21 protein-coding genes are annotated in these 23964 nt (G+C 75.6%); 7 read left to right on the forward strand and 14 right to left on the reverse strand.

All coding sequences use genetic code 11. From position 1 onward, the window contains the following. Positions 1 to 218: 218 nt before the first annotated feature. The 4 genes from ACFVVL_RS26245 to ACFVVL_RS26260 are packed head-to-tail and all read right to left on the reverse strand — an operon-like array spanning position 219 to position 3573. Positions 219 to 1163 carry an SAM-dependent methyltransferase gene (locus tag ACFVVL_RS26245; protein WP_387679268.1) on the reverse strand — a complete coding sequence of 315 codons (945 nt, stop codon included), beginning with the start codon at positions 1161 to 1163 and terminating at the stop codon, positions 219 to 221. Continuing rightward, the gene (locus ACFVVL_RS26250) at positions 1160 to 1786 is read right to left on the reverse strand and encodes a cysteine hydrolase family protein (RefSeq protein ID WP_387679271.1); all 627 of its coding nucleotides are present in this window, start codon (positions 1784 to 1786) and stop codon (positions 1160 to 1162) included. Before ACFVVL_RS26250 ends, ACFVVL_RS26245 begins: the two co-directional genes overlap by 4 nt. Beyond that, positions 1783 to 2979 carry an isocitrate/isopropylmalate family dehydrogenase gene (locus ACFVVL_RS26255; protein WP_387679274.1) on the reverse strand — a complete coding sequence of 399 codons (1197 nt, stop codon included), beginning with the start codon at positions 2977 to 2979 and terminating at the stop codon, positions 1783 to 1785. Before ACFVVL_RS26255 ends, ACFVVL_RS26250 begins: the two co-directional genes overlap by 4 nt. A 60-nt stretch (positions 2980 to 3039) precedes the next feature. After that, positions 3040 to 3573: an EF-hand domain-containing protein gene (locus ACFVVL_RS26260; protein WP_380298095.1), complete on the reverse strand. Its 534-nt coding sequence runs from the start codon at positions 3571 to 3573 to the stop codon at positions 3040 to 3042. Between the two features lie 589 nt (positions 3574 to 4162). On the opposite strand from ACFVVL_RS26260, the gene ACFVVL_RS26265 reads away from it, so the two are divergent. Beyond that, entirely contained in the window at positions 4163 to 4963 is an 801-nt protein-coding gene (locus tag ACFVVL_RS26265; protein WP_387679277.1) for a DUF4389 domain-containing protein, read from the forward strand. A 136-nt stretch (positions 4964 to 5099) separates the two neighbouring features. Here ACFVVL_RS26265 and ACFVVL_RS26270 read toward each other — a convergent pair whose 3' ends face one another. Both ACFVVL_RS26270 and ACFVVL_RS26275 read right to left on the reverse strand, forming a co-directional pair. Then, positions 5100 to 6917: a S8 family serine peptidase gene (locus tag ACFVVL_RS26270; RefSeq protein WP_387679280.1), complete on the reverse strand. Its 1818-nt coding sequence runs from the start codon at positions 6915 to 6917 to the stop codon at positions 5100 to 5102. A gap of 196 nt (positions 6918 to 7113) precedes the next feature. Next, on the reverse strand, positions 7114 to 7488 hold the full coding sequence (locus ACFVVL_RS26275; RefSeq protein ID WP_387679283.1) for a DoxX family protein: 375 nt from the start codon (positions 7486 to 7488) through the stop codon (positions 7114 to 7116). Positions 7489 to 7580: 92 nt separating this feature from the next. Here ACFVVL_RS26275 and ACFVVL_RS26280 point away from each other — a divergent pair, with 92 nt between their 5' ends. Continuing rightward, a complete protein-coding gene (locus ACFVVL_RS26280) occupies positions 7581 to 8069 on the forward strand; it encodes a MarR family winged helix-turn-helix transcriptional regulator (protein WP_380298638.1) in 489 nt (162 codons plus the stop codon). Between the two features lie 121 nt (positions 8070 to 8190). Here ACFVVL_RS26280 and ACFVVL_RS26285 read toward each other — a convergent pair whose 3' ends face one another. Together ACFVVL_RS26285 and ACFVVL_RS26290 are read right to left on the reverse strand one after the other, a co-directional pair. Further along, the gene (locus tag ACFVVL_RS26285; RefSeq protein ID WP_380422867.1) at positions 8191 to 8946 is read right to left on the reverse strand and encodes a thioesterase II family protein; all 756 of its coding nucleotides are present in this window, start codon (positions 8944 to 8946) and stop codon (positions 8191 to 8193) included. A 78-nt stretch (positions 8947 to 9024) separates the two neighbouring features. Then, a complete protein-coding gene (locus ACFVVL_RS26290) occupies positions 9025 to 9702 on the reverse strand; it encodes an AAA family ATPase (RefSeq protein ID WP_387679288.1) in 678 nt (225 codons plus the stop codon). 367 nt (positions 9703 to 10069) lie between these two features. On the opposite strand from ACFVVL_RS26290, the gene ACFVVL_RS26295 reads away from it, so the two are divergent. The 4 genes from ACFVVL_RS26295 to ACFVVL_RS26310 all read left to right on the forward strand — a co-directional run bounded on the left by ACFVVL_RS26295 (position 10070) and on the right by ACFVVL_RS26310 (position 13203). Then, positions 10070 to 10255: a hypothetical protein gene (locus ACFVVL_RS26295; protein ID WP_387679291.1), complete on the forward strand. Its 186-nt coding sequence runs from the start codon at positions 10070 to 10072 to the stop codon at positions 10253 to 10255. Positions 10256 to 10454: 199 nt separating this feature from the next. Beyond that, the gene (locus tag ACFVVL_RS26300) at positions 10455 to 11270 is read left to right on the forward strand and encodes an aldolase (RefSeq protein WP_387679293.1); all 816 of its coding nucleotides are present in this window, start codon (positions 10455 to 10457) and stop codon (positions 11268 to 11270) included. A 1-nt stretch (position 11271) separates the two neighbouring features. Further along, on the forward strand, positions 11272 to 12162 hold the full coding sequence (locus ACFVVL_RS26305; protein ID WP_387679296.1) for a dihydrodipicolinate synthase family protein: 891 nt from the start codon (positions 11272 to 11274) through the stop codon (positions 12160 to 12162). Positions 12163 to 12291: 129 nt separating this feature from the next. Then, positions 12292 to 13203 (forward strand): squalene/phytoene synthase family protein, encoded by a 912-nt coding sequence (locus ACFVVL_RS26310; protein ID WP_387679299.1) that lies wholly within the window; start codon positions 12292 to 12294, stop codon positions 13201 to 13203. Between the two features lie 45 nt (positions 13204 to 13248). Here ACFVVL_RS26310 and ACFVVL_RS26315 read toward each other — a convergent pair whose 3' ends face one another. The 4 genes from ACFVVL_RS26315 to ACFVVL_RS26330 form a co-directional block, all read right to left on the reverse strand. Then, entirely contained in the window at positions 13249 to 13824 is a 576-nt protein-coding gene (locus ACFVVL_RS26315) for a helix-turn-helix domain-containing protein (protein WP_387679302.1), read from the reverse strand. 73 nt (positions 13825 to 13897) lie between these two features. Continuing rightward, on the reverse strand, positions 13898 to 14890 hold the full coding sequence (locus ACFVVL_RS26320) for an ABC transporter ATP-binding protein (protein WP_380292520.1): 993 nt from the start codon (positions 14888 to 14890) through the stop codon (positions 13898 to 13900). 85 nt (positions 14891 to 14975) lie between these two features. Beyond that, the gene (locus tag ACFVVL_RS26325) at positions 14976 to 17825 is read right to left on the reverse strand and encodes a hypothetical protein (protein WP_387679306.1); all 2850 of its coding nucleotides are present in this window, start codon (positions 17823 to 17825) and stop codon (positions 14976 to 14978) included. After that, a complete protein-coding gene (locus ACFVVL_RS26330) occupies positions 17822 to 21130 on the reverse strand; it encodes an FtsX-like permease family protein (RefSeq protein WP_387679309.1) in 3309 nt (1102 codons plus the stop codon). The genes ACFVVL_RS26325 and ACFVVL_RS26330 overlap by 4 nt, the downstream gene beginning before the upstream one ends. A gap of 329 nt (positions 21131 to 21459) precedes the next feature. Between ACFVVL_RS26330 and ACFVVL_RS26335 the strand changes: the two genes are divergently transcribed. Next, positions 21460 to 22179 carry an ABC transporter ATP-binding protein gene (locus ACFVVL_RS26335; RefSeq protein ID WP_380292526.1) on the forward strand — a complete coding sequence of 240 codons (720 nt, stop codon included), beginning with the start codon at positions 21460 to 21462 and terminating at the stop codon, positions 22177 to 22179. Positions 22180 to 22218: 39 nt separating this feature from the next. Here ACFVVL_RS26335 and ACFVVL_RS26340 read toward each other — a convergent pair whose 3' ends face one another. Both ACFVVL_RS26340 and ACFVVL_RS26345 read right to left on the reverse strand, forming a co-directional pair. After that, complete coding sequence (locus ACFVVL_RS26340; protein ID WP_387679313.1) at positions 22219 to 22701, reverse strand: VOC family protein; 483 nt, start codon at positions 22699 to 22701, stop codon at positions 22219 to 22221. After that, a complete protein-coding gene (locus tag ACFVVL_RS26345) occupies positions 22698 to 23936 on the reverse strand; it encodes an MFS transporter (protein WP_380292530.1) in 1239 nt (412 codons plus the stop codon). Before ACFVVL_RS26345 ends, ACFVVL_RS26340 begins: the two co-directional genes overlap by 4 nt. Positions 23937 to 23964 lie beyond the last annotated feature (28 nt).

The raw sequence follows: 23964 nt of genomic DNA on the forward strand, positions 1-23964 counted from the left end.
GGTCCGGGCCGCGTTCCGGACCCGGAGGCGGCGGCCGGCCACCCGGGGGCAGTGGCGGCGGGCGACGAGCCGGCCCTCGCCGGAGGCCGCGGCCGGCGCCCGCTCCAGGGGGCTGCTCCACCGGCCGCAGGGCCCGCCGGCGGCCCCGGCCTGCCCGGTGCGGCGCCCGGCGGCCGGCGTCCGCGCGTCCGCGGCGAGGCCCCGGTGACGCGCGGGGGTCACTGCGGCGTCCCGGCCCGACGGCGGGGGCCGGGGAGCGGGCCGCGCGAGGCGAAGGTCCAGCGGTTGGCGGCGAGCGCGTCGTCGGGCTCGGGCCGGGGGCCGCGTCCGTAGTGCCGGGTGAAGTCGAACGGGGTGTGGGTGACGGTGGCCCAGCCCAGGGCGGCCAGGTCGGCGGCGGTGTCGGGCCGGGGCTCGTCGTCGAACAGGGCGAGCAGGTCGATGCCGAGCCGGTCGCGGGCCGCGAGGTACACGGGGTTGCGGCGCACGGCGGCGGGCTCCAGACCCAGCTTCACCTCGTAGGCCAGACTGCTCCCGGCCGCGCTCAGCCGGTCCACGGTGGCGATCAGGCACCGCTCCGCCGCGGCGGGCAGGTAGAGCAGCAGTCCCTCGGCGAGCCAGGCGGTCGGCGCGCCCGGGCGGAACCCGGCGGCGGTCAGCGCCGCGGCCCAGTCCAGCCGCAGGTCGCAGGCCACCGGCACCCGCCGTGCCACGGGCCGGGCGCCGACCCCGTCCAGGACCTTCTGCTTGAACGCCAGCATCCGGGCCCGGTCGAGCTCGAAGACGGTCGTGCCGGGCGGCCAGTCCAGCCGGTGGGCCCGGGTGTCCAGCCCGGCGCCGAGCAGCACCACCTGACGGGCGCCGAGCTGGGCGGCGTGCAGCAGGTGGTCGTCCAGGGTCCTGGTGCGCAGCGCGAAGTAGCCGCCGAGCCGGCCCCACAGCGGGTCGTCCGCGACGTCCGCGTCCCCGGGAACGTCCCCGGGGCGGACCGGCCAGTGGGCGCAGGCGCGGGCGGCGCGGAGGAAGTGCTCGGCGAACGGGTCCCTGGCCAGGGCGTCGGGGCGGCGGCTCTCGATCGCCCGGGCGGCGGCGACCAGCAGGGCGGTCCGTCCGACCCCCTCGTCGACACCGGTGGTGACGGGAGCGGCCGCGGCGGGGGTCATGGAGACTCCAGGTGGTCGGGATCGGGAAGCCGTGTCCAGACGGCGGGTCGGTCGTGGGTGGTGACGCGGGCACCGTAGACGCGGCCCATGAAGCGCAGGACCTCCTCGTCCGGGTAGTGCAGGGCGGCGGTGCAGTCGCGCAGCACCGTCACGTGGAAGCCCTTCTGGAAGGCGGTGCGCGCGGTGCTGTCCACGCAGACGTCGGTGAAGACGCCCGCGAAGACCAGGTGCCCGATCCCGTGCTCGGCGAGGTGCGGGCCGAAGCCCTCGCCGAGGAAGGCGTCGAAGCAGGCGTACTTGGTGAACACCGCCTCCCCGGGCTCGGGCGCCACGCCGTGGAACTCGGCGCCCCAGCTGCCGTCGAGGCACTTGGGGCGTTTGCCGAGGACGGCGTCCCGGTGGCGCCAGGCGGCGCCCTGGTGCTCGGGGTCGCCGAGGAAGCGGACGAAGACCACTTCGGTCCCGTGCGCCCGGGCCGTCTCGACCGCCCGGGCGGAGGTGGCGGCGACGGTGGTGAGCCGCTCCGGGTCCCCGGGGTAGCGGGCGGCGGCGACGGGGCCGGCGCAGAAGTCGTTCTGCAGGTCGACCACGACCAGCGCCGTGCGGTCCGTCCCGGCGTTCACGGCCGGTCCGCGAGGGTGCCGACCGGGACCGTGCCGACGGGCAGCGCATCGGCGGGAAGCGCGTCGGCGGGAAGCGCGTCGCCCGCAGCCCGCGGGCCCACGACCGGCAGGGGGCCGGCGACCGGCGGCGGGCCGGCGGGCGGCCGCGCCGTCAGGCCGTCGAGCACGGCGTCGACCACGTCGGTGGTGGAGTGCCGCCCCCCGAGGTCGGGCGTCCGCACGCCGCTGCGGCCCGCCGCGGCCAGGGCCGCTTCGACGGCGGCCACCGCCCCCGGAACGCCCGCGTGCCGCTCGGCGATCGCCGCGGCGGCGCGCAGGGTGGCGACGGGGTTGACGGTGTCCTTGCCCGTGAGGTCGTCGGCGGAGCCGTGCACGGTCTGGTACTCGACCAGTTCCGCCAGCTCCGGGTGGAGGTGGACGTTCTCCGTGCAGCGGTTCTCCTGCCGCTCGCCGCCGAAGCGGTCGAGCAGGACGACGTGCATGATGTCGGCCCACTCGTTGCCCGCGACGATGACCGTGCGGTCGCCCGGACCGTGCGCTATCAGGTTGCGGTTGACCGTGTCGGGCTGGAACAGCCGCACCTCGACGCCGAGGCCCCGCGCGATCTCGTCCACCCAGTCGTCCAGGGCGCCGTCCAGCAGGTGGTACTTGTAGGCCATCACCACCCGGGCGGGCCCGCCGTCGGGCCACTGCCGCCGGGCGCGCCGGACGGCGAAGTCGAGCACCTTGCGGGTGATCTCCCGGCTGAACTCCATGGTCCGGGTGACCACCCCCGGGCTGTGCCGGTTCTCCCCGGTGTAGAACCCCTGGGCCTCGTCCCGGACCAGCAGCAGCGAGGCGTCCCCGGCGGTGATCGGCTCGACCTTCACGGCCTGCAGCCGTTGGCGGACCAGGTAGAGCGACTGGGCGTTGACGGCCGTCCGGAAGACGGCCGTCGTGCCGAGCCGGGCCCGTTCGCGACAGAAGCGTTCGTAGTGCCGGGCGTCCTCCTCGGTCAGCCGGCGGATCCGCGCGGTGTCGCCCACCTCCTGCCGCAGCGAGACGTAGGAGTGGTAGGTCCGCGGGGACCTGACGATCTCGACCCCGGCACCGGAGCCGCACACGGCCGCTATCCGGTGCAGGGCCCGTTCGAAGACGGCCGCGAGCTCCACGCCCGTTCCCCGGCCCACCGCGAGTCCGACTGCTGGTTTCACACTGCTCCTCGGCTGGTCGTCGACTGGTCCGGTACGGGCGGGGCGCCGCGGCCGGACGGATCAGGTGGTCGGGTCGCCCACCAGTTGGTCCCCCGGGATCCCCGCCTTGTCCGGGGCGTAGTAGTCCCGGATGCCCTCCGCCCAGGTGGCGACCGGGATCCGGTCGTCCGCGGTCGGCTCGAAGGCGTCGAAGAGGGCGTCGATGTTGGCGTGACCGAAGCCGATCGCGGTCATCAGCGCGATGAACAGCGGGCGTTCGACCAGGCCGTCGCCGTCCGGGTCGCCGAGCGCGGCCAGGGCGTCGGCGAACTGTCCGATCGTCGCGCCGAAGCGCTCGGGGGACAGCACGAACTCGCGGAACTCCTCCCGGGTGACCACGCCGTCCCCGTTGGTGTCCAGCTCCGTCTCCAGGGTCACCCAGTAACGCCGGAAGGCGGTGCGGATGGCGTCCTTGGCGGCCTCGTCCGCGTCGACCGCGGCCTCGACCACGCGCTTGGACATCAGGTCGAAGTCCCCGATGTCGATCACACCGTTGCCATTGGCGTCGAACAGGCCGAAGACGAGCTCGATCCGCTGGGTGGCCTCGGTCCGCATGTGCCGCTCCTTCTTTCCGTACGTCGGGGCCGCTGGGTGCCCGATCGGTCTCCCACTATCGGCGAGCGGTGGCGGCCCGTCCGCCCAGCCGCCGTCTGCTTCACCTGATGGAGTGAAGTTCACCGACCGGCAGGGCAGTTGGCGTGACGCCGGGCCGGCGGGCGGGCCGGTGACCAGGTCGGTGACCGGGCCGGCCGCCGGGTGGGTACGCCCGGGACATGACAGCCGACCGGGGCGGGGGCCCGGTCGGACTGGGAGCGATGCTGCCGTAGCGGCCGGCTCCCCCGGGCATTCGAGCGGAATCGTCCGAACCTGATCACGGGTGTCCATGACGCCACCGTTGAGCAACGGGCTGCTTGTCGGGTCGGATGCCGAAATGACCGCAGCGGACCGCCCGCGGACAGCCCCTCCGAACGCCCCGGCCGCTTCCCCCGGACGCTTTCCCCCGACCGTCTCCCAGGGCCGTCTCCCAGGGCCGCCCCCCGGACGGAGCAGCGCACCGTGCGGGCACCGGAGCGGGGCTGGGATCTTCGGAGCACGTGCGGCTTCACCGCGCCGTCCGCCCGGTGCCGAGACCTGGAGGCCCCCGATGTGGCAGGCTCCCCCCGCAGCCGCCCCGTATCCGCAGGAGTGGCTGCCCACGCTCGACCTGCCGGCCCCCGGACCGCAGCACCGGCTCACCGTGCTGCTGCGGGTCCTGTTGCTGATCCCGCAGTTCGTGGTGGTGTGGGTGCTGTCGGTGGTGGCCTTCCTCGTCACGGTCGTCGGCTGGTTCGCCGCGCTGGTCCTGGGCCGCCTGCCCGGCTTCGCGGCCGACTACCTCTCGGCGTACGTGCCGTACGAGACCCGGGTCTCCTGCTACCTCCTGCTGACCCACGACCGCTATCCGCCGTTCGCCTTCCGCACCCCCGGCCATCCGGTGCGCGTGGAGCTGCGGCCGGGCGAACTGAACCGCCTCGCCGTGCTGTTCCGGCTGGTCCTGGTGATCCCGGCGGCCGTCGTCCAGGGGCTGCTGTTCGCCGGCTGGTGGGTGGTCGGCTGGATCAGCTGGCTGGTGGTGCTGGTCCTCGGCCGGATGCCGCAGCCGCTGTTCGAGGCGACGGCGGCGGTGCTGCGCTACCGCATGCGGTACCTGGCCTACCTGCTGATGCTGACCTCGGCCTATCCGAAGCGGCTGTTCGGCGACGAGCCCGGCTCCGAGCCGGGCGGGCCGGTGTCGGCGACCCGCCCGCTGGTCCTCGGCGGCCCGGGCCGGGCGCTGCTGGTGGCCTTCCTGCTGCTCGGCCTGCTGTCCGGGGCGAGCGGCTCGATCACCGCGGAGGTCACCTCGGACGACGACGAGGTCCGGCAGGTCACCGGGCCGCTGCTGCGGGCCCCCCGGACCGGCTGACCGCCGGGGCCCGGGGCCACCGGCGTCCCGCCGCCCCGGTCCTCGGTACCGGACCGGGACGGCAGGGAGCCCGTCAGCGAGTTCTGCGGGTTCTGCAGGTTCAGCAGGTTCTGCGGGTCCAGCGGGTCCAGCGGGTTCAGAAGGTGAGGTTCCAGGCGTCGATCGTGCCGGTGTCGCCGGTGGCGCCGTCCTTCACCCGCAGCTTCCAGGTGCCGTCCGCCGCGCTCGCGGAGGCGTTCACCAGGTAGGTCTTGGCGACGTTGTCGGCGCTGTCGCCGTTCGCGAAGTCCTCCAGGAGGTACACGGTGCCGTTCGGGGCGACCAGGGAGAGGACCAGGTCACCGCGGTAGGTGTGCTTGATGTCCACGCCGACCTTCAGGGCGGTGGGGGCGCTGCCGCCGACGCCGGTGACGACGAGCGGGCTGTCCACCGTGGCGTTGTCGGTGATCGCCACGTCGGTCAGGGTCTCGAAGTACTTGCCGGCCGGCGGGGTGGTGCCGCTGACGGCCTTGAGCGCGTCGACCTGGCCCTCGCCGAAGAAGGCGTTGGCGGCGGTGGTGCCGGTGCAGCGGCTGTCGGACGCGGGGCAGGCCACGTCGTTGGCCTGGACGGCCAGCCGGGCGCGCAGGTCGGCCGGGGTGAAGGACGGGTTGGCGCTCGCGAGCAGCGCCGCGACGCCGGTGACGTGCGGGGAGGCCATCGAGGTGCCGCTCTTGGTGCCGTACTTGCCGCCGGGCAGCGTGGAGTACACGCCGGTGGCACCGTCCCCGCCGGGCGCGGCGACGTCGATGACGCCCCGGCCGTAGTTGGAGTAGGAGGCCTTGGCGGTGCCGCTGGCCATCGCGGAGACGGTCACCACGCCCGGCAGCTCGGTCGGGATGTCCAGGCAGGCGTTGGTGATGGTCCGGGTGACCGGGGTCGAGTCGTTGGGGCTGGCGCCGTCGGTGGTCTTGTTGGCGAGGTCGTAGTTGGAGTTGCCGGCCGCGGCGACCTGCAGCGAACCCTTGCCCTCGGCGTACTCCTGGGCGCGGCGGACGCCCTCGATGATGGCCGCCTGGTCCAGGTTGTCCGGGCAGTTGAACTGCCAGGGATCGGTGTAGTAGCTGTTGTTGGTCACCTTGAAGCCGTGGTCGCCGGCCCAGACGAAGCCGCAGACGGTGTTCTCGGCGTAGAAGAGCGTGCTGGTCGGCTCGGCGATCCGGACCGAGGCGATCCGCACGCCCGGGGCCACCCCGACGACGCCCTTGCCGTTCTTCGCCGCGGCGATGGTGCCGGCCACGTGGGTGCCGTGGGTGTCGACGTCGCGCCAGGCGCCGGTGCGGGTGTCGGGCCTGCCGTACGCGCAGGAGACCGAGTCGGCGGCGTCGAAGTTGGGCGCGAGGTCCTGGTGCTGGTCGTCGACGCCGGTGTCCAGCACGCCGACCTTGACGGTGGCCGAGCCGGTGGAGACGGCCCAGGCCTGGTCGGCCTTGATCTGGGTCATGTCCCAGCGGTTGGTCTCGGTGAGGGTGGCGGCCGACTGGGCGGGGTTGGCGGGCAGCGCCGGGTTGTAGGCGTCGGCCGGGACGTCCGAGGTCCGGGTGGCGCCGACCTGCTGGACGCCGGGCACCGCCCGCACGGCGGCGGCGAAGCCGGTGGCGGTGGCGTGGGCGACGACGACGCCGATCGCGTCGTAACTCGCGAAGACCGTCCCGCCGTTGGCGGTGACCGCGGCTTTGGCGGCGGCGACGTCGGCGGGGGCGCTGATCACCAGGTAGGCGCGGGTCCCGGCGGCCCAGCCGGCGGCGGCCCGGGGGGCGGTCGCCGCGGCCGGGGCCTGCGGGGCAGGTGCGGCGACGGGGACCGCGCCGGCCGGGGCGGCGGGCGCCGCGGTGGCCAGGGTCGCCGGAGCGGCCAGGGCCGCGGCGGCGAGGAGGGCGAGCGCGGCGGCGGGGCGGCCGGCCCGACGGGACATCGGACGGGATATCAGGGGTGACACGTGCGTCCTCCGATCGACCCGTGTTCGAGGGGATCACACGGGATTTGAACGCAACATGCCAGAACGGTGCGCGCTTGGGGAAGGCTTTACGCGCGACTCGTCGTCACAAGCGTGTCAACTTCTGATTTCCCGCGACCGATATCGCTCGCTGTCGACCGCCCCCGACCGTCCGTTAGAACGCGTACGGCCCGAAACGCCCCCAGGCCACGACCGCCGCCAGGACGAGCAGGAGCACGTTGACCACGACGCTGCGGCCCTCGCCGCGCCGGCCGTGCACGACGGCGGCGCCGGCCATGACGATCCCCAGGCCGGTCGCCGCGACCGGGACCAGCGCGGGCGCGACGTCGACGGCGGCCGGCAGCACGAGGCCGATGCCACCCAGGATCTCCAGCAGGCCGATCGCCTTGATCGCGGCGGGCGGGTAGGTCACCGCCCAGGTCCCGGTGGCCTCGATGACCTTCTCCTTGGACTGGAGCAGCTTGGGCGTGCCGGCCGCGAGGAACAGGGCGGCGAGGAGGCCGGCGAGGACCCAGAGAAAGACGTTCATGTCACTCCGAAGACTTGAGTTGAAGCTTCAAGCAAGCTACTCCCGAACTACTTGAAGCGTCAAGTGAATCTTCGGGTTCTAGAGTGGGCGCCATGGACAGGGACGAACCGCGCTGGCTCAGCGCATCCGAACTGGAGGCCTGGAAGGCGTTCAGCGCGATGATCATCAAACTGCCGGCCGCCTTGGACGCCCAGCTGAGGGCGGACGCGGGCCTGAACCAGTTCGAGTACCTCGTCCTGGCCGGCCTCTCCGACGCCCCGGACCGCACCCTGCGGATGAGCGACCTCGCCGTCCTCGCCAACGGCTCGCTCTCGCGGCTCTCCCACGTGGTCACCCGGCTCGAAGGGCAGGGCTACGTCCGCCGCGAGCGCTGCCAGGGCGACGGCCGCGCCACCAACGCCGTCCTCACCGAGGACGGGTTGCGCAAGCTCGTGAGCAGCGCGCCCGGCCACGTGGAGCAGGTGAGGTCACTGGTGGTGGACCCGCTGGACGCCGAGCAGCTCGAACAGCTGCGCAGGATATGCCTCCAGGTCCTTCAGGCCATGGACCCCGGCCTGTCCTGGCCCCCGTCGGGGTGCTGACCCCCGCCAGGGTGCCGATCCCGTCAGGACACCGGCCCCCGGCCGCGGCGGCCCCCCGGCGCCGCCGCACGCACGGCGGCCCCGGTGCCCGCGGGCACCGGGGCCGCCACGGGCCGTGCGCTCAGCTCCGCAGGTGGGAGGTCACGACCTCCAGGACGGCCCGCCGCTGGTGCGTCAGGTAGAAGTGCCCGCCCGGGAAGACGTGGACGTCGAAGTCCCCGGTGGTGTGCACGGCCCAGTCGCGCGTCTGCTCGACCGTCACCCTCGGGTCGGCGTCCCCGGTCAGCGCGGTGACCGGCACCGCGACGCTCTCCTCCCGCCCGGCGACGTACGTCTCGATGGCCGTGTAGTCGCCGCGCAGCGAGGGCAGGATCAGCGCCCGCAGTTCCGGATCGGCCAGCAGCCGGGCGTCGGTGCCCCCGAGCCGGGCCAGCTCGGCGAGCAGCCCCTCGTCCGGCAGCAGGTGCACCGCGGAGTCGCGGGGCTCGGACGGCGCCCGGCTGCCCGAGACGCACAGCCGCACCGGGCCGCTCACGCCGTCGCGCTCGAAGCGGCGCGCCACCTCGAAGGCGACCGCCGCGCCCATGCTGTGCCCGAACAGGACCAGCGGCCGGTCCGCCCAGGGCCGCAGCGCGACGTAGACGCGGTCGGCGAGCTCGGGCAGCGAGTCGAGGGCCGGCTCCTCGATCCGGTCCAGCCGGCCGGGGTACTGCACGGCGAGCACGTCGGCGTACGGCGAGAGCTCGGCCGACCAGTCGCGGAAGAACCCGGCCGAGCCGCCCGCGTGCGGGAACATCACGACCCGCGCGGGCGCGGAGTCGAAGGGGTGGAATCGGCGGAACCAGAGGCTGTCGGTGACGGCGGTGCGGCCGAACATGCGGGTACTCTCCCTCGCGGCTGACGGGTCAACAGGATCATCTCCGGGCACAGTCTCCCCGTCCGACCCGCGTCCGCGTCAACCGTCCGCCGCGTCGGCGTGCGCGCCGGGGCCGGGTCCGGGGCCGGGTCCGACACCGGGGCCGGGACCGGCGCCGAAGCGGGCCTCGGCCGCCCGCGCGCGGGAGGCGCCGTCCAGCAGCAGGACCGACACCGCCTCGGGCACGGGCGTCGCGTCGGCGTGGCGCGCGTGCGCGGTGAGCGCGGCGAGCAGCCGTCCGAGGCCCCGGCGGTGCCGGGCGAAGGCCCGTCGCGACGCCCAGCGGCCGCGCGCCCGCTGGCCGGCCAGCGCGGCGGCCTCGCCGACGTCGAGCAGGACGAGATGCAGTTCCCTGCCCTGCCGGGCGGCCTCGCGGGCGAGCCAGCGGCGCATCCAGGCCCGGCTGCCGCAGTCGTGCACCAGCAGCGGACCGCCCCGGCGCACCGAGCGGCGCAGCAGCCGGACGTGTTCCAGCCGGGCCCAGGGCCGGTAGACCGCGTAGGGCAGCCGGTCCGGCATGACGGCGGCACAGGCCTCGTGCACCGCCCGCGGGTCGACGGTCACGGCCTGCGGGGCGCGGGCGGACCAGCGGTGCAGCAGAGTGCTCTTCCCGCTGCCGGGCAGTCCGGAGACCACCACGACCGCGTCGTCCGGATAGCGCACGGTGAACGGGGCACCGGCTTCGCCGCGCAGGTCCACCAGGCCCTGCGGCTCCATCCCCGCCCCCGCCGTCCGGCCCGCTCCGGGCGGGACCGCCCCCGGCCCATCCGCGATGGCCGACCTTTCCATGCTGTTCTCTCATCCCGTCCGTGTCCGACCCGGAACGATAACAATCCACGCCGTCCGGCCCGCGCCCGGTTCCCCGGCTCCCGGCGCCGCGGCGGAGCCCGACGGGCGCCCCCGGCGGCGCCCGGGGCGCACGGAGCGCTCCGGTGCACGCCACCGGTGCTTCGGCCGCCCGCGCACACGACCGTCCGTGCAGCGGCCCCCGGCCGGAACCGCCCGGGAACACTCGACCCGGCGGGCCGGTCTGCCGATATCACCGGCGACACTTCCTCGCGCCGTCCCTCTGGAGGCATCTTCCGTGACCTGGCTCCGTGTCCTGACCGCCCTGGGCATCCTCGCCACCGCGGCGAGCGCCCTGCTCGTCTTCGCCCTCTGCACGGCCCCGGGCCACGGCGAGCGCGCCACCGGCGACGCCCCCGGTGGCGATCTGCGCTCGGACGCCGAGCGCTCCGGCCTCATCAGCCCGACCGGTGGCGACAACTGACGGGTCATCACCTCACTCTCCGGGCACCGGGGCGTCCGGCCGGAGGGTTCTCCGTCGACATCAGGACACAATGTGTCCTATGGTGAACAACGTGTTCTCCGGCCGGTCCCCCGGCCGCAGGACACCGGCGTGCCATCCGCCCCGCCCTGCCCGGGCCGCACGGCACGCCGCCCCCGCCCGGACGAAGGAGGACCCCGGCATGGCCGACACCATGACCACCGCCAAGGCGGACCTGGTCGACCTCGCACACCGCAGGATGCGCACCGCCATCCCCGACAACGGCTGGACCGTCCGCCAGAAGCTCGCCCTCACCTGCCGGATCCTGTTCGACGCCGGCCACGACTCCGGCCTGGCCGGCCAGATCACCGCCCGCGCCGAACGCCCCGGCACCTACTACACCCAGCGGCTCGGACTCGGCTTCGACGAGATCACCGAGGACAACCTGCTGCTGGTCGACGAGGACCTGGAGGTCCTGGAGGGCGACGGCATGGCGAACCCCGCCAACCGCTTCCACAGCTGGGTCTACCGGGCCCGCCCCGACGTCGCCTGCATCATCCACACCCACCCGCCGCACGTCTCGGCGCTGTCGATGCTGGAGACGCCCCTGGTCGTCTCGCACATGGACCTCACCCCGCTCCACGACGACTGCGCCTTCCTGGAGACCTGGCCCGGCATCCCCGTCGGCAACGAGGAGGGCGAGCTGATCTCCGCCACGCTCGGCGACAAGCGCGCGCTCCTGCTCGCCCACCACGGCATGCTGGTGGCCGCCGGCGGCGTCGAGGAGTCCTGCACCCTCGCCGTGCTCTTCGAGCGGGCCGCCCGGCTCCAGCTGCTCGCCTCGGCGGCCGGCCGGATCCAGGAGATATCCGAGGCCCTCGCCCGGGAGGCCCACGACTGGACCTCCACCGCCAAGCGCAGCCAGGCCAACTTCGCCTACTACGCCCGCCGCGCGCTGCGGGCCGGTCACGGCGACGCGCTCGGCACCGCCGGCACCCGTACCGAGGGAGGTGCCTGAGATGGCCGGACCCGTGCTGGAGGGGATCATCGCCTACCCGGTGACCCCGTTCGCCCCCGGCGCCGAGGGCGGCGTCGACACCGCCGCCCTCACCGCCCTCGTCGACCGGCTGATCGAGGCCGGCTGCCACGCCGTCGCCCCGCTCGGCTCCACCGGCGAGAGCGCCTACCTCGACGACCGGGAGTGGTACACCACCGCCGAGACCTCGCTCGCCGCCGTCGCCGGCCGGGTGCCCGCCATGGTCGGCGTCGCCGACCTCACCACCCGCAACGCCGTACGGCGCGCCCGGTTCGCCGAACGGGCGGGCGCGGACGCGGTGATGGTGCTGCCGCAGTCGTACTGGAAGCTCGACGAGCGCGAGGTCGTCCGGCACTTCACCGAGGTCGCCGACGCCGTCTCCGTCCCGGTGATGGTCTACAACAACCCGGCCACCAGCGGCATCGACCTCTCCCCCGAGCTGATGGTCTCACTGGTCCGGCAGGTGGAGAACATCACCATGGTCAAGGAGAGCAGCGGCGATGTGCAGCGGATGCACCGGCTCGCCCAACTCACCGACGGCGAACTGCCGTTCTACAACGGCAGCAACCCGCTGGCGCTGGAGGCCTTCGCGGCCGGCGCGGCCGGCTGGTGCACCGCGGCGCCCTGCCTGATCCCGGGCCCGGTGCTGGAACTCCACCGCGCCGTGCGCGCCGGGGACCTCGACACCGCCCGCGAGGTCTTCTACCGCCAGCTGCCCGTCCTGGAGTTCATCCTCCGCGGCGGCCTGCCCACCACTGTCAAGGCCGGCCTGGCCCTGCTCGGCCTCGACGTCGGCACCCCGCGCCCCCCGCTGCTCCCGCTCGACGAGCCCGGCACCGTCCGCCTCGCCGAGCTGCTCGCCGCCACGGCCTGAGCCACCGGCGCGCAGCGCCACCCGGCCGCAGCCGCCCGGGCACCGAATAGGTGTCCGGGCGGTGCGCTGGCTAGGCTCGGGCCTTGGGAGCCCTTCGGGGCGGCAGCGGCGGGAGGAACGGTGGGCCGGGTGGGCAGGTGGGAGCGGGCGCTGGACGCGGCGGGGGTCCGGGAGCCCGGATTGCGGGCGGAGTACGGGCGTCAGCGCGAGCAGGTGACCCGCTACCGGCGGGAGGTCGCGACGGCGGCCGGACTGCTGCTGCCCGAGCGGATGGTCCCGCACGTGATCACCGCGGCCGCGTTCATGCACCGCACCGACACCCTGCTCGACAGCGGTCCGGTCGCGGGGCGGCGGGAGGCGGCCGCCCGCTGGCGGCGGGAGGTCACCGACGGCCTCGCCGCCGGGCGCTCCGAGGACCCCGGGCTGCGTCCGCTGCTGAACAGCGCGGCCGCCCACCCCGTGCTGCGCGACCGGGCCCTGGAGTACCTCGCGGCGGCCGACGCCGACCTCGACTTCGCCGGGTTCGGCACCGAGGAGGACTACCAGCGCTACGTGGACGGCTACTCGCTGCCGGGCTTCATGGTCGTCGCCGCGCTGCTCGGCCCGCCCGGCGACCAGAGCGCCTACCGGGCCGCCTGCCGCACCTTCATCGACGGCAGCCAGCGGCTCGACTTCGTCAACGACCTCGCCGAGGACCTCGCGGACGGCCGGCTGACCATCCCCGTCCGGTGGCTGGAGCGGCACGGCGTCACCCGGGCCGAGCTGGAGCGGGCCGACGACCGGCCCGCCGTGCGGGCCCTGCTCGGCGAACTGCTCGACACGGCGGACCGCACGCTGGCCGAGGGCCGGGCCGTGGTGGCGCTGGTCCCGGAGGCCCACCGCCCGATGGTGCGCTGCGTCGTCGAGGTGGAGACGCTCACCAGCGCCGCCGCGCGCGCCGACCTCGGTGCGCTGCTCCGCCGTTCCGCGAGCCCGGCCAAACCGGCCGCACTGCGCCTGCTCGCCCGCGAGTACCTGCGGGCCCGGCCCTTCCGGCGCTGAGAACGGGCGGCGGACGGACGGCGGACGGGCGGCGCAGGAGCGGGGTCAGGGCAGCGTCGGGACGCGGTCGCCGGGGCCGGCCGGGTCGTCGTGGATCACCACGAGGATCTCGGCCGGCGCCGCGCCGGTGGATCGGCAGCGGTGCGGCAGGGCGGCGTTGAAGTAGACGCTGTCGCCCGGCGCGAGGACGACCGTCCGCTCCGGGAACTCCAGCTCCGCAGTGCCCTCGTGGACGAAGAGGAACTCCTCGCCCGCGTGGGACTTGAACGGTGCGTCCCCCGGTTCCAGGGGCGGGTGCATCATGAAGGGCACCATCTGCTTGCCGGCCAGCCCGGTCGCGATGCCCTCGTAGCGCACGGAACCCCCACCGCTCCCCCCGGCCATCGGGGTCCGCTCGCCGGCCCGCACCACGGTGACCAGTTCGGGCTCGACCTCGTCCGAGAAGAGCCGGCCGACGTCCACGTTCAGCGCGTGCGCGAGCTTGAGCGCGGTGGAGATCGACGGGTCGCTCAGGCCGCGCTCCACCTTGGAGAGGTAGCTCTTGGTGACGCCGACCCGCGCCGCCAGCGCCTCCAGGCTGAGCCGGTTCTGCTTCCTCAGCACCCTCACCCGGCTGCTCATGGGCCGCCCCTCACCACCTGTCGCCACCGCGGAACGTTCCGGTCCAGTATCCCAGCACCGCGACGCCCGTCCGTCAGTGCCCGTCGTGGTCGTCCGGGCGCACCGCGATGTGGTCGGGGGCGAGTTCGACGGCGACCCGGTGCTCCATGCCGAGCGCCTCCAGGAACTTGGCCGGGAGCTGGACGCGGCCGGTGCGGTCCAGCATCACGTACTCGGTCTCGTTGACCGACTCCTCGCCGTGCTCGTCGGTGGTGGTGCGGCGCAGCACCTCGCTGCTGGTGCGGCCGTCGCGGATGGCGACGGTGCGGCGGACCTCGCCGGCCACCATCGGGTCGTGGGTGACGATGACCACGGTGGCGCCGAGTTCGCGGTTGACGGTGCGGAAGGCCTCGAAGATGCTCGCCCCGGTGTCCGAGTCCAGCTCGCCGGTGGGCTCGTCGGCGAGCAGCACCGGCGGGTTGTTGGCCATCGCGACGGCGATGGCGACGCGCTGCTGCTGGCCGCCGGACATCTCGCTCGGCCGGCGGCGGGCGAGGTCGCCGATCTCCAGGGCCTCCAGCAGTTCGGCGACCCTGGCGGCCTGCTGACGCGCGCCGCCGTGGGTGCGACGGCCGCGCAGCTGCATCGGCAGGGCGATGTTCTCGGCGGCGGTGAGGAAGGGCAGCAGGTTGCGGGCGGTCTGCTGCCAGATGAAGCCGACCACCTCGCGGCGGTAGCGCAGCCGCTCGCGCGGGGACATCTCCAGCAGGTCGCAGCCGGCGACGGTGGCGGTGCCGGCGGTCGGCACGTCCAGCCCGGCGAGGATGGTCAGCAGGGTGGACTTCCCGCTGCCGGAGGCGCCGACCAGGGCGACCAGGTCGCCCTGGCGGATGGTCAGTTCGAGGCCCTGCAGGGCCTGCACCTCGACGCCCTGGGCGCTGAAGATGCGCACCAGCCGGTCGCAGACGATGGCGGCGTCCGCGTCGTGGGCGGCCCGGGGACCGGCCGCGGCGGCGCGCGCCCGTTCCTGGAGTTCCTGGAAGGTGGGGGCCTGGGCGGTCCGCTGGTCCTGGGCGCTGCCGTTCACCGCGGCTCTCCTCTCGTCGGCGCTGGGGTGCTGGGGTCGGGGTCGGTCGGGCGCGGGCGTGTCGTCGCCGGGGGGCCTTGGGGTCTCATCGCTGGTCCCCCGCGCGCAGTTCGGTGGTGATCTGGCGCCGGCCCGCGATGAACGCCTCGGCGACGATGCCGGCCGAGACGAGCGCGGCGAGGCCGAGGGTGGGCAGCGCGACCGCCGCGACGTCGACCGGCAGGCCGCGCGCGATGTCCGCGCCGACCAGGATCGACAGGTCGAAGGACGGGCCGAGCAGGGCGACCGCGGCGAGGGCGACGAGGCCGCCGCCGACGGCCGCGACCAGGGTCTGCGGCAGCGTCTCGACCAGGATGAGGGTCAGGCCCTGGCGGGGGCGCAGGCCCATGGTGCGCAGCCGGGCGAGCAGGGCGGTGCGCTCGGGAGCGGCCCTGACCAGGGTGAGCAGGACGGCGAGCAGGGCGAGCGACCCGGCGCCGAGGACGGCGGTCCAGAACAGCCGGGCGGCGGAGCGCTGGAGGGGGTCGTCGCCGAGGTCGGCGGTGACGGACGCGCTGGTGCGCACGGTGTACCCGGCCGGCAGGTCGCCCGGGCCGGAGGCGCCGGCGGCGGCGGCCGCGCTGCGTTCGGTGCCGGAGGCGATCTTCTCGCGCACCAGGTTCCGCAGCCCGCTCTCGTCGACGGAGCCGGTGGCCAGCCAGAGGTTGGCGCGGTCGAGTTCGGGGGCGAGGGCGACGGCCGGGCCGGCCGGCAGGACGACGAACAGCCGGCCGTCGCCCTGGAGGGCGGGGGTGCCGTCGACGGTGCCCGCGGTGCCGACGAGCAGTTCGCCGCCGTTCGGCAGCCGCAGCCGGTGGGTGGCCTCCGGGCCCAGTTGCGCGGCGAGCGCCGTGGAGATCAGCGCGGGCACCGGCGCGTCCGGCCCGCCGGTGCCGCCCGACAGCGCGGCCGGGTCGAAGGCGCCGCGCCCGAGCGAGCGGGAGATCTCCGCGTAGGCCGCCGGGTCGGCGACCACGGCGAAGACCCGGACCGCGCCGGTGCCGCCGAGCACGAACACCTCGGTGTCGGCCCAGATCCGGGCGGAGGCCCGCACGCCGGGCAGACGGCCGGCCGCGTCGGCGAACTCCGGTGACACGGTGACGCCGATCGGGACGACCACGGAGGCGTCGCCGCCGACGCTCAGCCGGGCGGCGGCGGTGCGCGCCGTGTCGACGGCGCCGAGGATGGTGGCGCCGAAGCCGGCGGTGGTGACGGCGAGCAGCAGCGCGAGCAGCGGCAGCACCGAGGGGCGCTGCCCGGCGCCGGAGCCGCGGGCGGCGCGGGCCAGGCCGAGGAAGCCGATGGCGCCGGGGCGCCGGGCGGTGGCGCGGGCGAGCGCGCCGAGCAGCAGCGGCTGGAGGCGGGCGAGCAGCAGTCCGCCGGTGAGGGCGAGCAGCAGGGGCGCCGCGACCAGCAGCGGGTCGGCGCCCGCCCCCTCGGGGGCCACGCCGCGCCGTCCGACCTCGGCCACGGCGGCGACCGTCAGGCCCAGGACGGCGAGTTCGCCGACCAGGCGCCGCCGGGCGCCGCCGGGCCGGGGCCGGGACCAGAGCCGGGCGGCCCGCAGCGGGAGCGCGAGCAGGGAGAACAGGGCGACGGCCGTGGCGGCGAGCACCGCGCCGCCCCAGCGCGGGGTGGGCAGCAGCAGGAGCGCGAGCGCGGTGGCCAGGAGCGCGGCGGGCAGCACGGTGACGGCGCCCTCGGAGAGCAGGCGCCGGACGACCCCGGTGCGGGAGCCGCCGCGGGCCTGGAGCAGGCGCAGTTCCGCGATCCGGCGGTCGCCGGCGAGCGCGGCGGCCAGGCAGAGCACGACCACGCCGACGCCGGCCAGCCCGGCCGGGCCGATCGAGGAGAGCGGCGCGGCGGCCTCCTGCCGGGCGACGGCCTGGCGGAGCAGCGGGGGCAGCGGCGAGCTGATCCGCAGGCCGACCCGGTCGGTGGCGTTCGCCAGCGCGTTGGCGGTGTGCCCGGTGAGGTAGGAGGCGAGCTCCCGCTCGGTCGCGGCCATCCGGTCGGCGCGCAGGCCGTCGACGTCGACGGGCAGCCGCCAGAAGTCCTGGGCGCCGGTGTGCCAGGTCCTGATCTGCGGGAGGGCGGAGGCGTCGACGAGGCCGGCGCTGTGCCAGTAGGCGGCGGGCCGCTTGCCGCTGGTGAAGTTGAGGCAGGCCCGGTTGGGGCAGGGCAGCTCGCTCCAGTAGGGGTCGTTCTGGTCGGTGACCTCGACGATGCCGACCACCTTGGCCAGGGGCGCGGTGTCGTCGGGTGAGGCCGAGGCGGTCTTCAGGATGTCGCCGAGGTGGAAGCCGACCGTCTCGGCGACGTTGCGGCTGACCGCGATCGGGACGGGCTCGTTGGGCGTGGGGGTGCCGGGCCAGCTGCCCTCGGCGAGGGTCACGTGGTCGCGCAGGCCCTGCACGTAGAGCAGGTCCAGGTCGGGGTCGGCCTCGTCGGGCCGGGCCAGGCCGGGATTGGTGAGGGTGCGCGGCTTGCCGCTGCGGGCTCCGTAGACCGGGCCGCCGGGGCCCACGCCGAGGATGCCGGTCCGCGCGACGAGCCGGGCGGCGTCCTCGTCGAGGCGCTGGGCGTTGTCGGGCCGGCCGCCGGCGGGGTCGTTCGGGTTCGAGGCGTCGCCGCCGAGGTCGGCGGTGGCGAGGATGCTGGTGGCCGCCGGTCCCCGGTCGCGCAGGAAGTCGCGCAGGCCCTGGTCGGCGGTGCGGTCCAGGAGCCGGGGGAAGGCGGCCGCCAGGAAGACGGTGCCGAACGCGAGCACGGCGGTGAGCAGGGCGGCGAGCGGGGCCGCGCGCAGCCGGGTGCGCACCCAGGCCGCGGGGCGGTGGGCGGCCCCCGGGCCGGTGTCCGCGGACCGGGGGGTCGCGGTGTCGGCCGGGCTGGTCACATCTCCTCCAGGTGCCGCAGGCGCTGGGCCACGTCGCGCCGGCGGCGACCGCCGAGCAGGGCCGAGAGCAGGGGGACGGCGGCGATCGCGGCGGCCAGCAGCACGGCGGTGCCGAGCGGCAGGTCGACGACGGCCTCCGGGACGGGGCGGCGGGCCGCCGGGGTGAGCACGACGAGCGGCACGATCAGCCGGACGATCAGGGCGCCGAGGGCGAGGCCGACGATGCTGCCGAGGCCGACCAGGGCGGCCTGTTCGGCGGCGGCGGCGCGCACCAGGCGGCGCCTGGGGGTGCCGAGGGCCAGCAGCAGTGCGGAGTCCCGGGCGCGTTCGCCCGCGGCGGCGGCCGAGGCGGCGCCGAAGCCGATCGCGGCGAGCGCGGTGGTGACGACGGCGATGGCGGCGAGCGCGTTCTGCGGGGCCGCGCTGAGCGGGTCGCCGAGCAGGTCGGCGGCGACCTCGTCGCGGAGCTGGAGGCCGGGGGTGTTGGGAACGGCGCGCAGGGCGGCGGCCGCCCGGGCGGGGGTGGGGTCGTCCGGTCCGGTGGCGGGCAGCCACCACTCGGTGGGGACGGGGGTCTCGCGTCCGGTGGCGGCGAGCGCCCGCCCGACGGTGCCGAGGTCGACCAGCAGGGCGTTGTCGCCGACGACGGGCAGCGACGCGGCCTCGCCGGTGATCCGCACCTGCACGGTGGCGAGGCCGAACGGCACCCGCACGGTGGATCCGACGTCGGAGCCGGTGGCGGTCAGGTAGCCGCGGGTGGCGACGCCGGTGATCTCGGTCTGCGGCCGGACGCCGGCCGGGGTGATGACGACACGCCGGTTGCCGGTGCTGTGGGGGCCGGCGGCGAAGCTCACGCTCAGCAGCCGCCGGTCGTCGGAGGGGTCGGCGAGGACGTTCACCCGGGTGTCGCGCGCGGTGCCGTCGCCGGCGCCGGCCCAGGCGAGGCCTGCGGGGACGGTGACCGGCGCCGCGGGGGCGGTCACGCTGTCGGCGGCGGCGAGCCGGCGCACGGTCAGCGTGCCGCCGTCGGAGCCGTCGAAGGCGAGGTTCACGCCGACGACGGTCAGCGGCGCCGACACCGAGCTGAGCCCGCCGTCGGTGAGCGCGGCGAGGTCGGCGGTGGCGCGGCCCTCGCCGGAGGCGGGGATGCCCTTGAGCGGGACGACGAAGGAGACGTCGTAGCGGTCGCGCAGCAGCAGCCAGGCCTCGGGGGGCTTGACCGACGACGCGAACGCGTCGCCGGGGTCCGCCGGTGCGTGGTCGGGCGTGAAGGTGACCTCGGCCTCGATGCGCTGCGGGCGGCCGGGCAGCGTGACCCCGGTCGCGGCGCCGGCGGGCGTGTTCTCGGTGAGCGGGGTGAACAGCCGCTTCGGGTCCTGTCCGTCGAGCAGGTCGGGCCGGACCGGGACGCGCTCGGCGAAGGCCGCCGCGTTCACGGCGAGGATCTGGCCGTGGCTGTTGTCGGGCAGCGACTGCTCCTGGCGGCTGACGGGGATGAGCCGGTCGCCGCCGGGCAGTTCGGCGAACCGGCTGCCCTGGCCGAGCGGGGCGGTGTGGGCGCCGTGGATGCGCAGGCCGCCCGCGGTGGCGAAGGAGGCCTGGTCCTGCTGGGAGGTGTTCCAGGTGGCGTGCTGGCCGAGCGCGAGGACGCCGGTGGACACGCCGAGCACCAGCAGCAGGACCGGTCCGCTGGCCCGGCCGGGGCGCCGGGAGAGCTGCCAGCCGACCAGCGCGGGCCCGAGGCCGCGGCCGCGGGCGGCCACCCGGGCGCCCAGGCGGGCGGCGAGCGGCAGCAGGCGCAGCGCCAGCAGGGTGCCGGCGCCCAGGGCCAGGGTGGGGGTGGCGATCAGGACCGGGTCGAGGCCGAGGCGGCCGTCCGCGTCGGGCGACAACCCTCCGCTGTACTGGGAGAGTTGCTGGTAGGCGAGGACGGCCAGGGCGAGCAGGGCGAGGTCGGCGCCGGAGCGGGCGGCGCCGGCGGCCAGGGCCTGGCGGCTGCCGGCCCGGCGCAGCACGGCGGCACCGGCGCCGCGCAGCAGGGCGGGCACGGCGGCGAGCAGGACGCAGCCGAGGGCGCAGGCGATCGCGACCGGCCACAGGGTCCAGCGCAGCGAGGTGTCCAGCGGGACGTGGCGCAGCGGGCCGAAGCCGCCGAGGACGCGCAGCAGCGGCGGGGTGAGCAGTGGGGCGAGCAGGGCGGCGGGCAGCGCGAGCAGCAGGGCCTCGGTGGCGCTGAAGCCGCCGAGCCGCAGGCCGGAGGCGCCGCGGGCGGCGAGCAGGGCGTTCTCGGCCTGCTGGCGGCCGGCGATGAGGTGGACGACCAGCAGCAGGGCGGCGGAGGCCAGCACGATCAGCTGGAGGGCGCCGATGAGCAGGGTGGAGCGGGCGACCATGGCGCTGGAGTCCAGCTCGCGCAGCAGGTCGGGGAGTTCGGTGCGGGCGACCAGTCCGGCGTTCTTGTCCAGCGCGTCGCGGGCCGGGGTGATCCGGTCGCGCAGGGCGTCCACGGCGCCGGCGCCGACGCCGGTGAAGTCGGCGTCGAGCAGCCAGCTGCGGCCGTTCTGCGGGATGCCGGCGGCGGTGAAGGCGGTGTCGTCGACGAGCAGCGGGCCGTAGGTGGTGAAGCCGCCGACCAGGATCTCGCGGCCCTGGACCGGGTCGAGGCGCCAGTAGAGGTCGGTGGGGTCGGTGGCGCCGTAGACGCCGGTGATCCGGACGGCGAGCGGCGCGCCGCCGTAGCGGTCGGTGAGCCGGACCTCGGCGGGCAGGGCCTCGGCGGCGAGGCCGAGGCGGGTGAGCACGGACTGCGGGACGGCCGCTTCGACCGGGCCGGACGCGCCGCTCGCGGCGGCGGGCCAGGTGCCGGCGAGCAGCCGGACGTACCGGCGGTCGAGGGCGGCGAGGAGGGTGAGGTCGTCGTCCCTGGGGGCGACGGCCTGCGGGCTGCCCTGCGGGTTGCCCGTCGGGGCACTCCCGGCGCCTCCCGCCGCGGCGGGCAGGCCGTAGGAGCGGCTGCGGGACAGGCCGCGGGTCTCGGCCGGCAGGTCGCCGAAGAGGGTGCGGGCGTAGTCGCCCACCGCCGCGTCGTCCTTGGTCCGCCGGTCCAGCCCGTGCTCGGAGTTGACCACCACGGTGGTCCTCGGATGGCCGCGGCCCTGGAGGGCCTGGCGCTGTCCGACCTCGCCGACGGTGCGCTGGAAGGCGACCAGCGCGGTGAGCACCGCCGTCGTGATCAGTACGGTGAGCAGGGCGGCGGCGGCCAGGGGCAGTCGCCCGCGCAGTCGGCGCACGACGAAGCCGAGCATCCCGTTCCTCCCCCGGTCCTCAATGGTGTCCGCGCCGCGCCGCCCGGACCGGGCGCACGTCTCCCACTGCGCGGATGGGCGCCCGCAGGGGCGCCGTCAGGTGATCACCGGCGCTTGATCACCGGATAGCGGACGATGCTGTCAGATCCGGCCAGCGAAAGGAAGGGACTTGCGCGAAGGATATAAGTAATGAGCAAATGCTCCGAACCGGAGCCGGAACACCCCTGACGGCACGTCAGCCGGACCGGCATTTCGAAGGCATGAACATTTCAATGAAAACCGGCCGCCCCGTCGGCGGGACGGCCGGCACACCCAGGGGGGACGCCGCAATGACGCAGCAACCGGCCGGCACCGTGACCGCTCCCATGGTGGCCGTCACCGATGTCCACCGCAGTTTCGGGACCGGCGAGCGGGCCGTGCACGCCCTGCGCGGCGTCTCCTTCGCGATCGGCCGCGGGGAACTCACCGCGCTCAAGGGCCGCTCCGGCTCCGGCAAGACCACCCTGCTCAACCTGGTCGGCGGCCTGGACAGCCCGACCGGCGGCACCATCACCCTGGACGGCACCGACCTCGGCGGGCTCGACGAGGAGGGCCGGCTCGCGCTGCGCCGGGACCGCCTGGGCTTCGTCTTCCAGTCCTTCGGCCTGCTCCCGGTGCTCACCGCCGCCGAGAACGTCGGCGTCCCGATGCGGCTGCGCAAGGTGCCCGCCGCCCAGCGCGAGGAGCGCGCCCGCACGCTGCTGGCGCTGGTGGGGCTGGCCGACCACGCCAACCAGCGGCCCGGCGAGCTGTCCGGCGGCCAGCAGCAGCGGGTCGCGATCGCCCGGGCGCTGGCCAACGAGCCCGATCTGATCATCGCCGACGAGCCGACCGGCCAGCTGGACTCCGAGACCGGCCGCTCGATCATGGAGCTGCTGCGCGCGGTGGTGCGCAGCGAGGGCGTCACCGTGCTGGTCGCCACGCACGACCCGAACCTGATGGAGCTGGCCGACCGGGTGGTCGAGCTGCGCGACGGGCGGATCGTCGAGGAGAGCGCCGTCGCCGGCTGACGGTCGACGGCGGGGCCGGGCCGGCCGGCCGGCCGGCCGTCAGCCGGTCACGGGCAGCGCGTAGAGCTCCAGCTGCAGGCCCCAGGGCGCGGTGAAGTAGACCCAGCGGGTGCCCGCGACGGGATGGCCCGCCCCGATGGTCTGCGGCTCGCCGAGGACGCGGACGCCCCGCGCGCGCAGGAACGCGGCGGCGGCGTCCACGTCGGCGACCCGCAGGGCCAGGTGGTGGCCGCCCCAGTCGCTGTTGGCGGGCGGCACCCGGCGCTGCCCGGGCGCCCGGTACTCGAACAGCTCCAGCTCCAGGCCGTCCGGCAGGCGCACCACCGCCACGTCGGCACTGGCGCGCGGGTGGACGCCGAGGTGACGGTGCATCCAGTCGCCGTCCCGGTCCTCCACCGGCCCGGCGCGGTAGAGCTCCTCGCCGCCGATCAGCGCGGTGAAGAACCCGACCGCCTCGTCGAGGTCCGGCACGGTGCAGGCGAGGTGGTGGACCCCGAGGAGTCCCGGCAGGGCGGTGGTCACGGCTGCAGCTCCGGGGTGACGGCGGGGGCGGACGGGACGGGGGCGGGCGTCCTCAGGGCGCGGTGGATCAGCGCGGCCAGGACGGCGGCCAGCACCAGCAGCAGCGGCACCAGCAGGTACCCGACCTGCGGGCTGATCCGGTCGGAGAGCGCGGCGAGCAGCATCGGGGCCGCGCCGAAGGCCGTCCCGGAGGCGTAGCCCATCCGGCTGGAGGCGGCGTCGACGCCGTTGGTGGCGGTGGACAGCACCAGCACGATCGCCATCGGGAACTGCAGCGCCATCCCGAGCCCGCAGAGCACCAGCCCGGTGACCGCGACGGCGGGCACCGTCGAGGCCCAGAACAGCGCGAAGCCGACGGCCGAGACGCCGAGCGAGCCGATCAGCACGACCGGCGCGGCGAAGCGCAGCGTGAAGCGGGCGCCGAACAGCCGCCCGACGAAGATGCCGACCACCAGCGCCGAGCCGGCCGCCGTCGCCCCGGCGGCGCTCACCCCGGCGTGTCCGCGCAGGTAGTCGGACTGCCACTGGGTGAGGCACATCTCCACTCCGGCGACCGCGACGATCACGCCGAGCGCGGCCAGGAACAGCGGCAGGCTGCCGCCCGGCGCCGCCCGTTCCTCGGCGGCCGGCACGTCGTCGGCCGGCACGTCGTCGGCCGGTGCGGCCGAGGGCGCCGGCGCCTCCGGCAGCGGGGCGCGCAGGAACCGGCCGAGCAGGATGACCGCCAGCACCAGCACCGCCGTGAGCGCGATGCCCGGGCGCCAGCCGACGCCCGCGTCGACCAGGACGGCGATGACGAGCGGCGCCAGCAGCCCCATGCCGGACATCGCGGCGTTGGCCTCGCTGATCGCGGCCGGCCCGGCCGCGCCGTGGTGGTCGCTGAGCGAGGGCCAGATCGCGGTCAGCGTCAGGCAGCCGAAGAACGCCGTCAGGAGCGTCGCGCCGAGGGTCTGCGCCGTGCCGTGGGCGAAGGCCAGGGCGAGCGAGCCGACGGCCACGCTGCCGATCGCCCCCCAGAGCGTGCGGCCGCGTCCGAACCGGGCGACCAGCCGGGGGAAGAGCGGCGCGCAGAGCAGCATCGCCACCGAGAAGGCGGTGCCGTGCAGGCTCGCGACGAACCGGCTGGTGTGCTGCTCGTCGCGCAGCAGCGGCACCAACGGGCCGAATCCGTAGAGGAAGTACCCGTACGCGGCGATCTGCGCGTAGAGCAGCCATGTGGTGGCGTCCCTGGTCATTCGAGGCATTGGCCGAAGCTAACCGGCG

The sequence above is a fragment of the Kitasatospora sp. NPDC058115 genome (assembly GCF_042884635.1).
Lineage (GTDB): Bacteria > Actinomycetota > Actinomycetes > Streptomycetales > Streptomycetaceae > Kitasatospora.

What these genes read in the sequence shown, in the direction of transcription:
- ACFVVL_RS26245 (WP_387679268.1), bottom strand. Translation starts at nt 1,163, where the DNA reads ATGACCCCCGCCGCGGCCGCTCCCGTCACCACCGGTGTCGACGAGGGG.
- ACFVVL_RS26260 (WP_380298095.1), bottom strand. Translation starts at nt 3,573, where the DNA reads ATGCGGACCGAGGCCACCCAGCGGATCGAGCTCGTCTTCGGCCTGTTC.
- ACFVVL_RS26265 (WP_387679277.1), top strand. Translation starts at nt 4,163, where the DNA reads ATGTGGCAGGCTCCCCCCGCAGCCGCCCCGTATCCGCAGGAGTGGCTG.
- ACFVVL_RS26270 (WP_387679280.1), bottom strand. Translation starts at nt 6,917, where the DNA reads ATGTCCCGTCGGGCCGGCCGCCCCGCCGCCGCGCTCGCCCTCCTCGCC.
- ACFVVL_RS26275 (WP_387679283.1), bottom strand. Translation starts at nt 7,488, where the DNA reads ATGAACGTCTTTCTCTGGGTCCTCGCCGGCCTCCTCGCCGCCCTGTTC.
- ACFVVL_RS26280 (WP_380298638.1), top strand. Translation starts at nt 7,581, where the DNA reads ATGGACAGGGACGAACCGCGCTGGCTCAGCGCATCCGAACTGGAGGCC.
- ACFVVL_RS26285 (WP_380422867.1), bottom strand. Translation starts at nt 8,946, where the DNA reads ATGTTCGGCCGCACCGCCGTCACCGACAGCCTCTGGTTCCGCCGATTC.
- ACFVVL_RS26290 (WP_387679288.1), bottom strand. Translation starts at nt 9,702, where the DNA reads ATGGAGCCGCAGGGCCTGGTGGACCTGCGCGGCGAAGCCGGTGCCCCG.
- ACFVVL_RS26300 (WP_387679293.1), top strand. Translation starts at nt 10,455, where the DNA reads ATGGCCGACACCATGACCACCGCCAAGGCGGACCTGGTCGACCTCGCA.
- ACFVVL_RS26305 (WP_387679296.1), top strand. Translation starts at nt 11,272, where the DNA reads ATGGCCGGACCCGTGCTGGAGGGGATCATCGCCTACCCGGTGACCCCG.
- ACFVVL_RS26315 (WP_387679302.1), bottom strand. Translation starts at nt 13,824, where the DNA reads ATGAGCAGCCGGGTGAGGGTGCTGAGGAAGCAGAACCGGCTCAGCCTG.
- ACFVVL_RS26330 (WP_387679309.1), bottom strand. Translation starts at nt 21,130, where the DNA reads ATGCTCGGCTTCGTCGTGCGCCGACTGCGCGGGCGACTGCCCCTGGCC.
- ACFVVL_RS26335 (WP_380292526.1), top strand. Translation starts at nt 21,460, where the DNA reads ATGACGCAGCAACCGGCCGGCACCGTGACCGCTCCCATGGTGGCCGTC.
- ACFVVL_RS26345 (WP_380292530.1), bottom strand. Translation starts at nt 23,936, where the DNA reads ATGACCAGGGACGCCACCACATGGCTGCTCTACGCGCAGATCGCCGCG.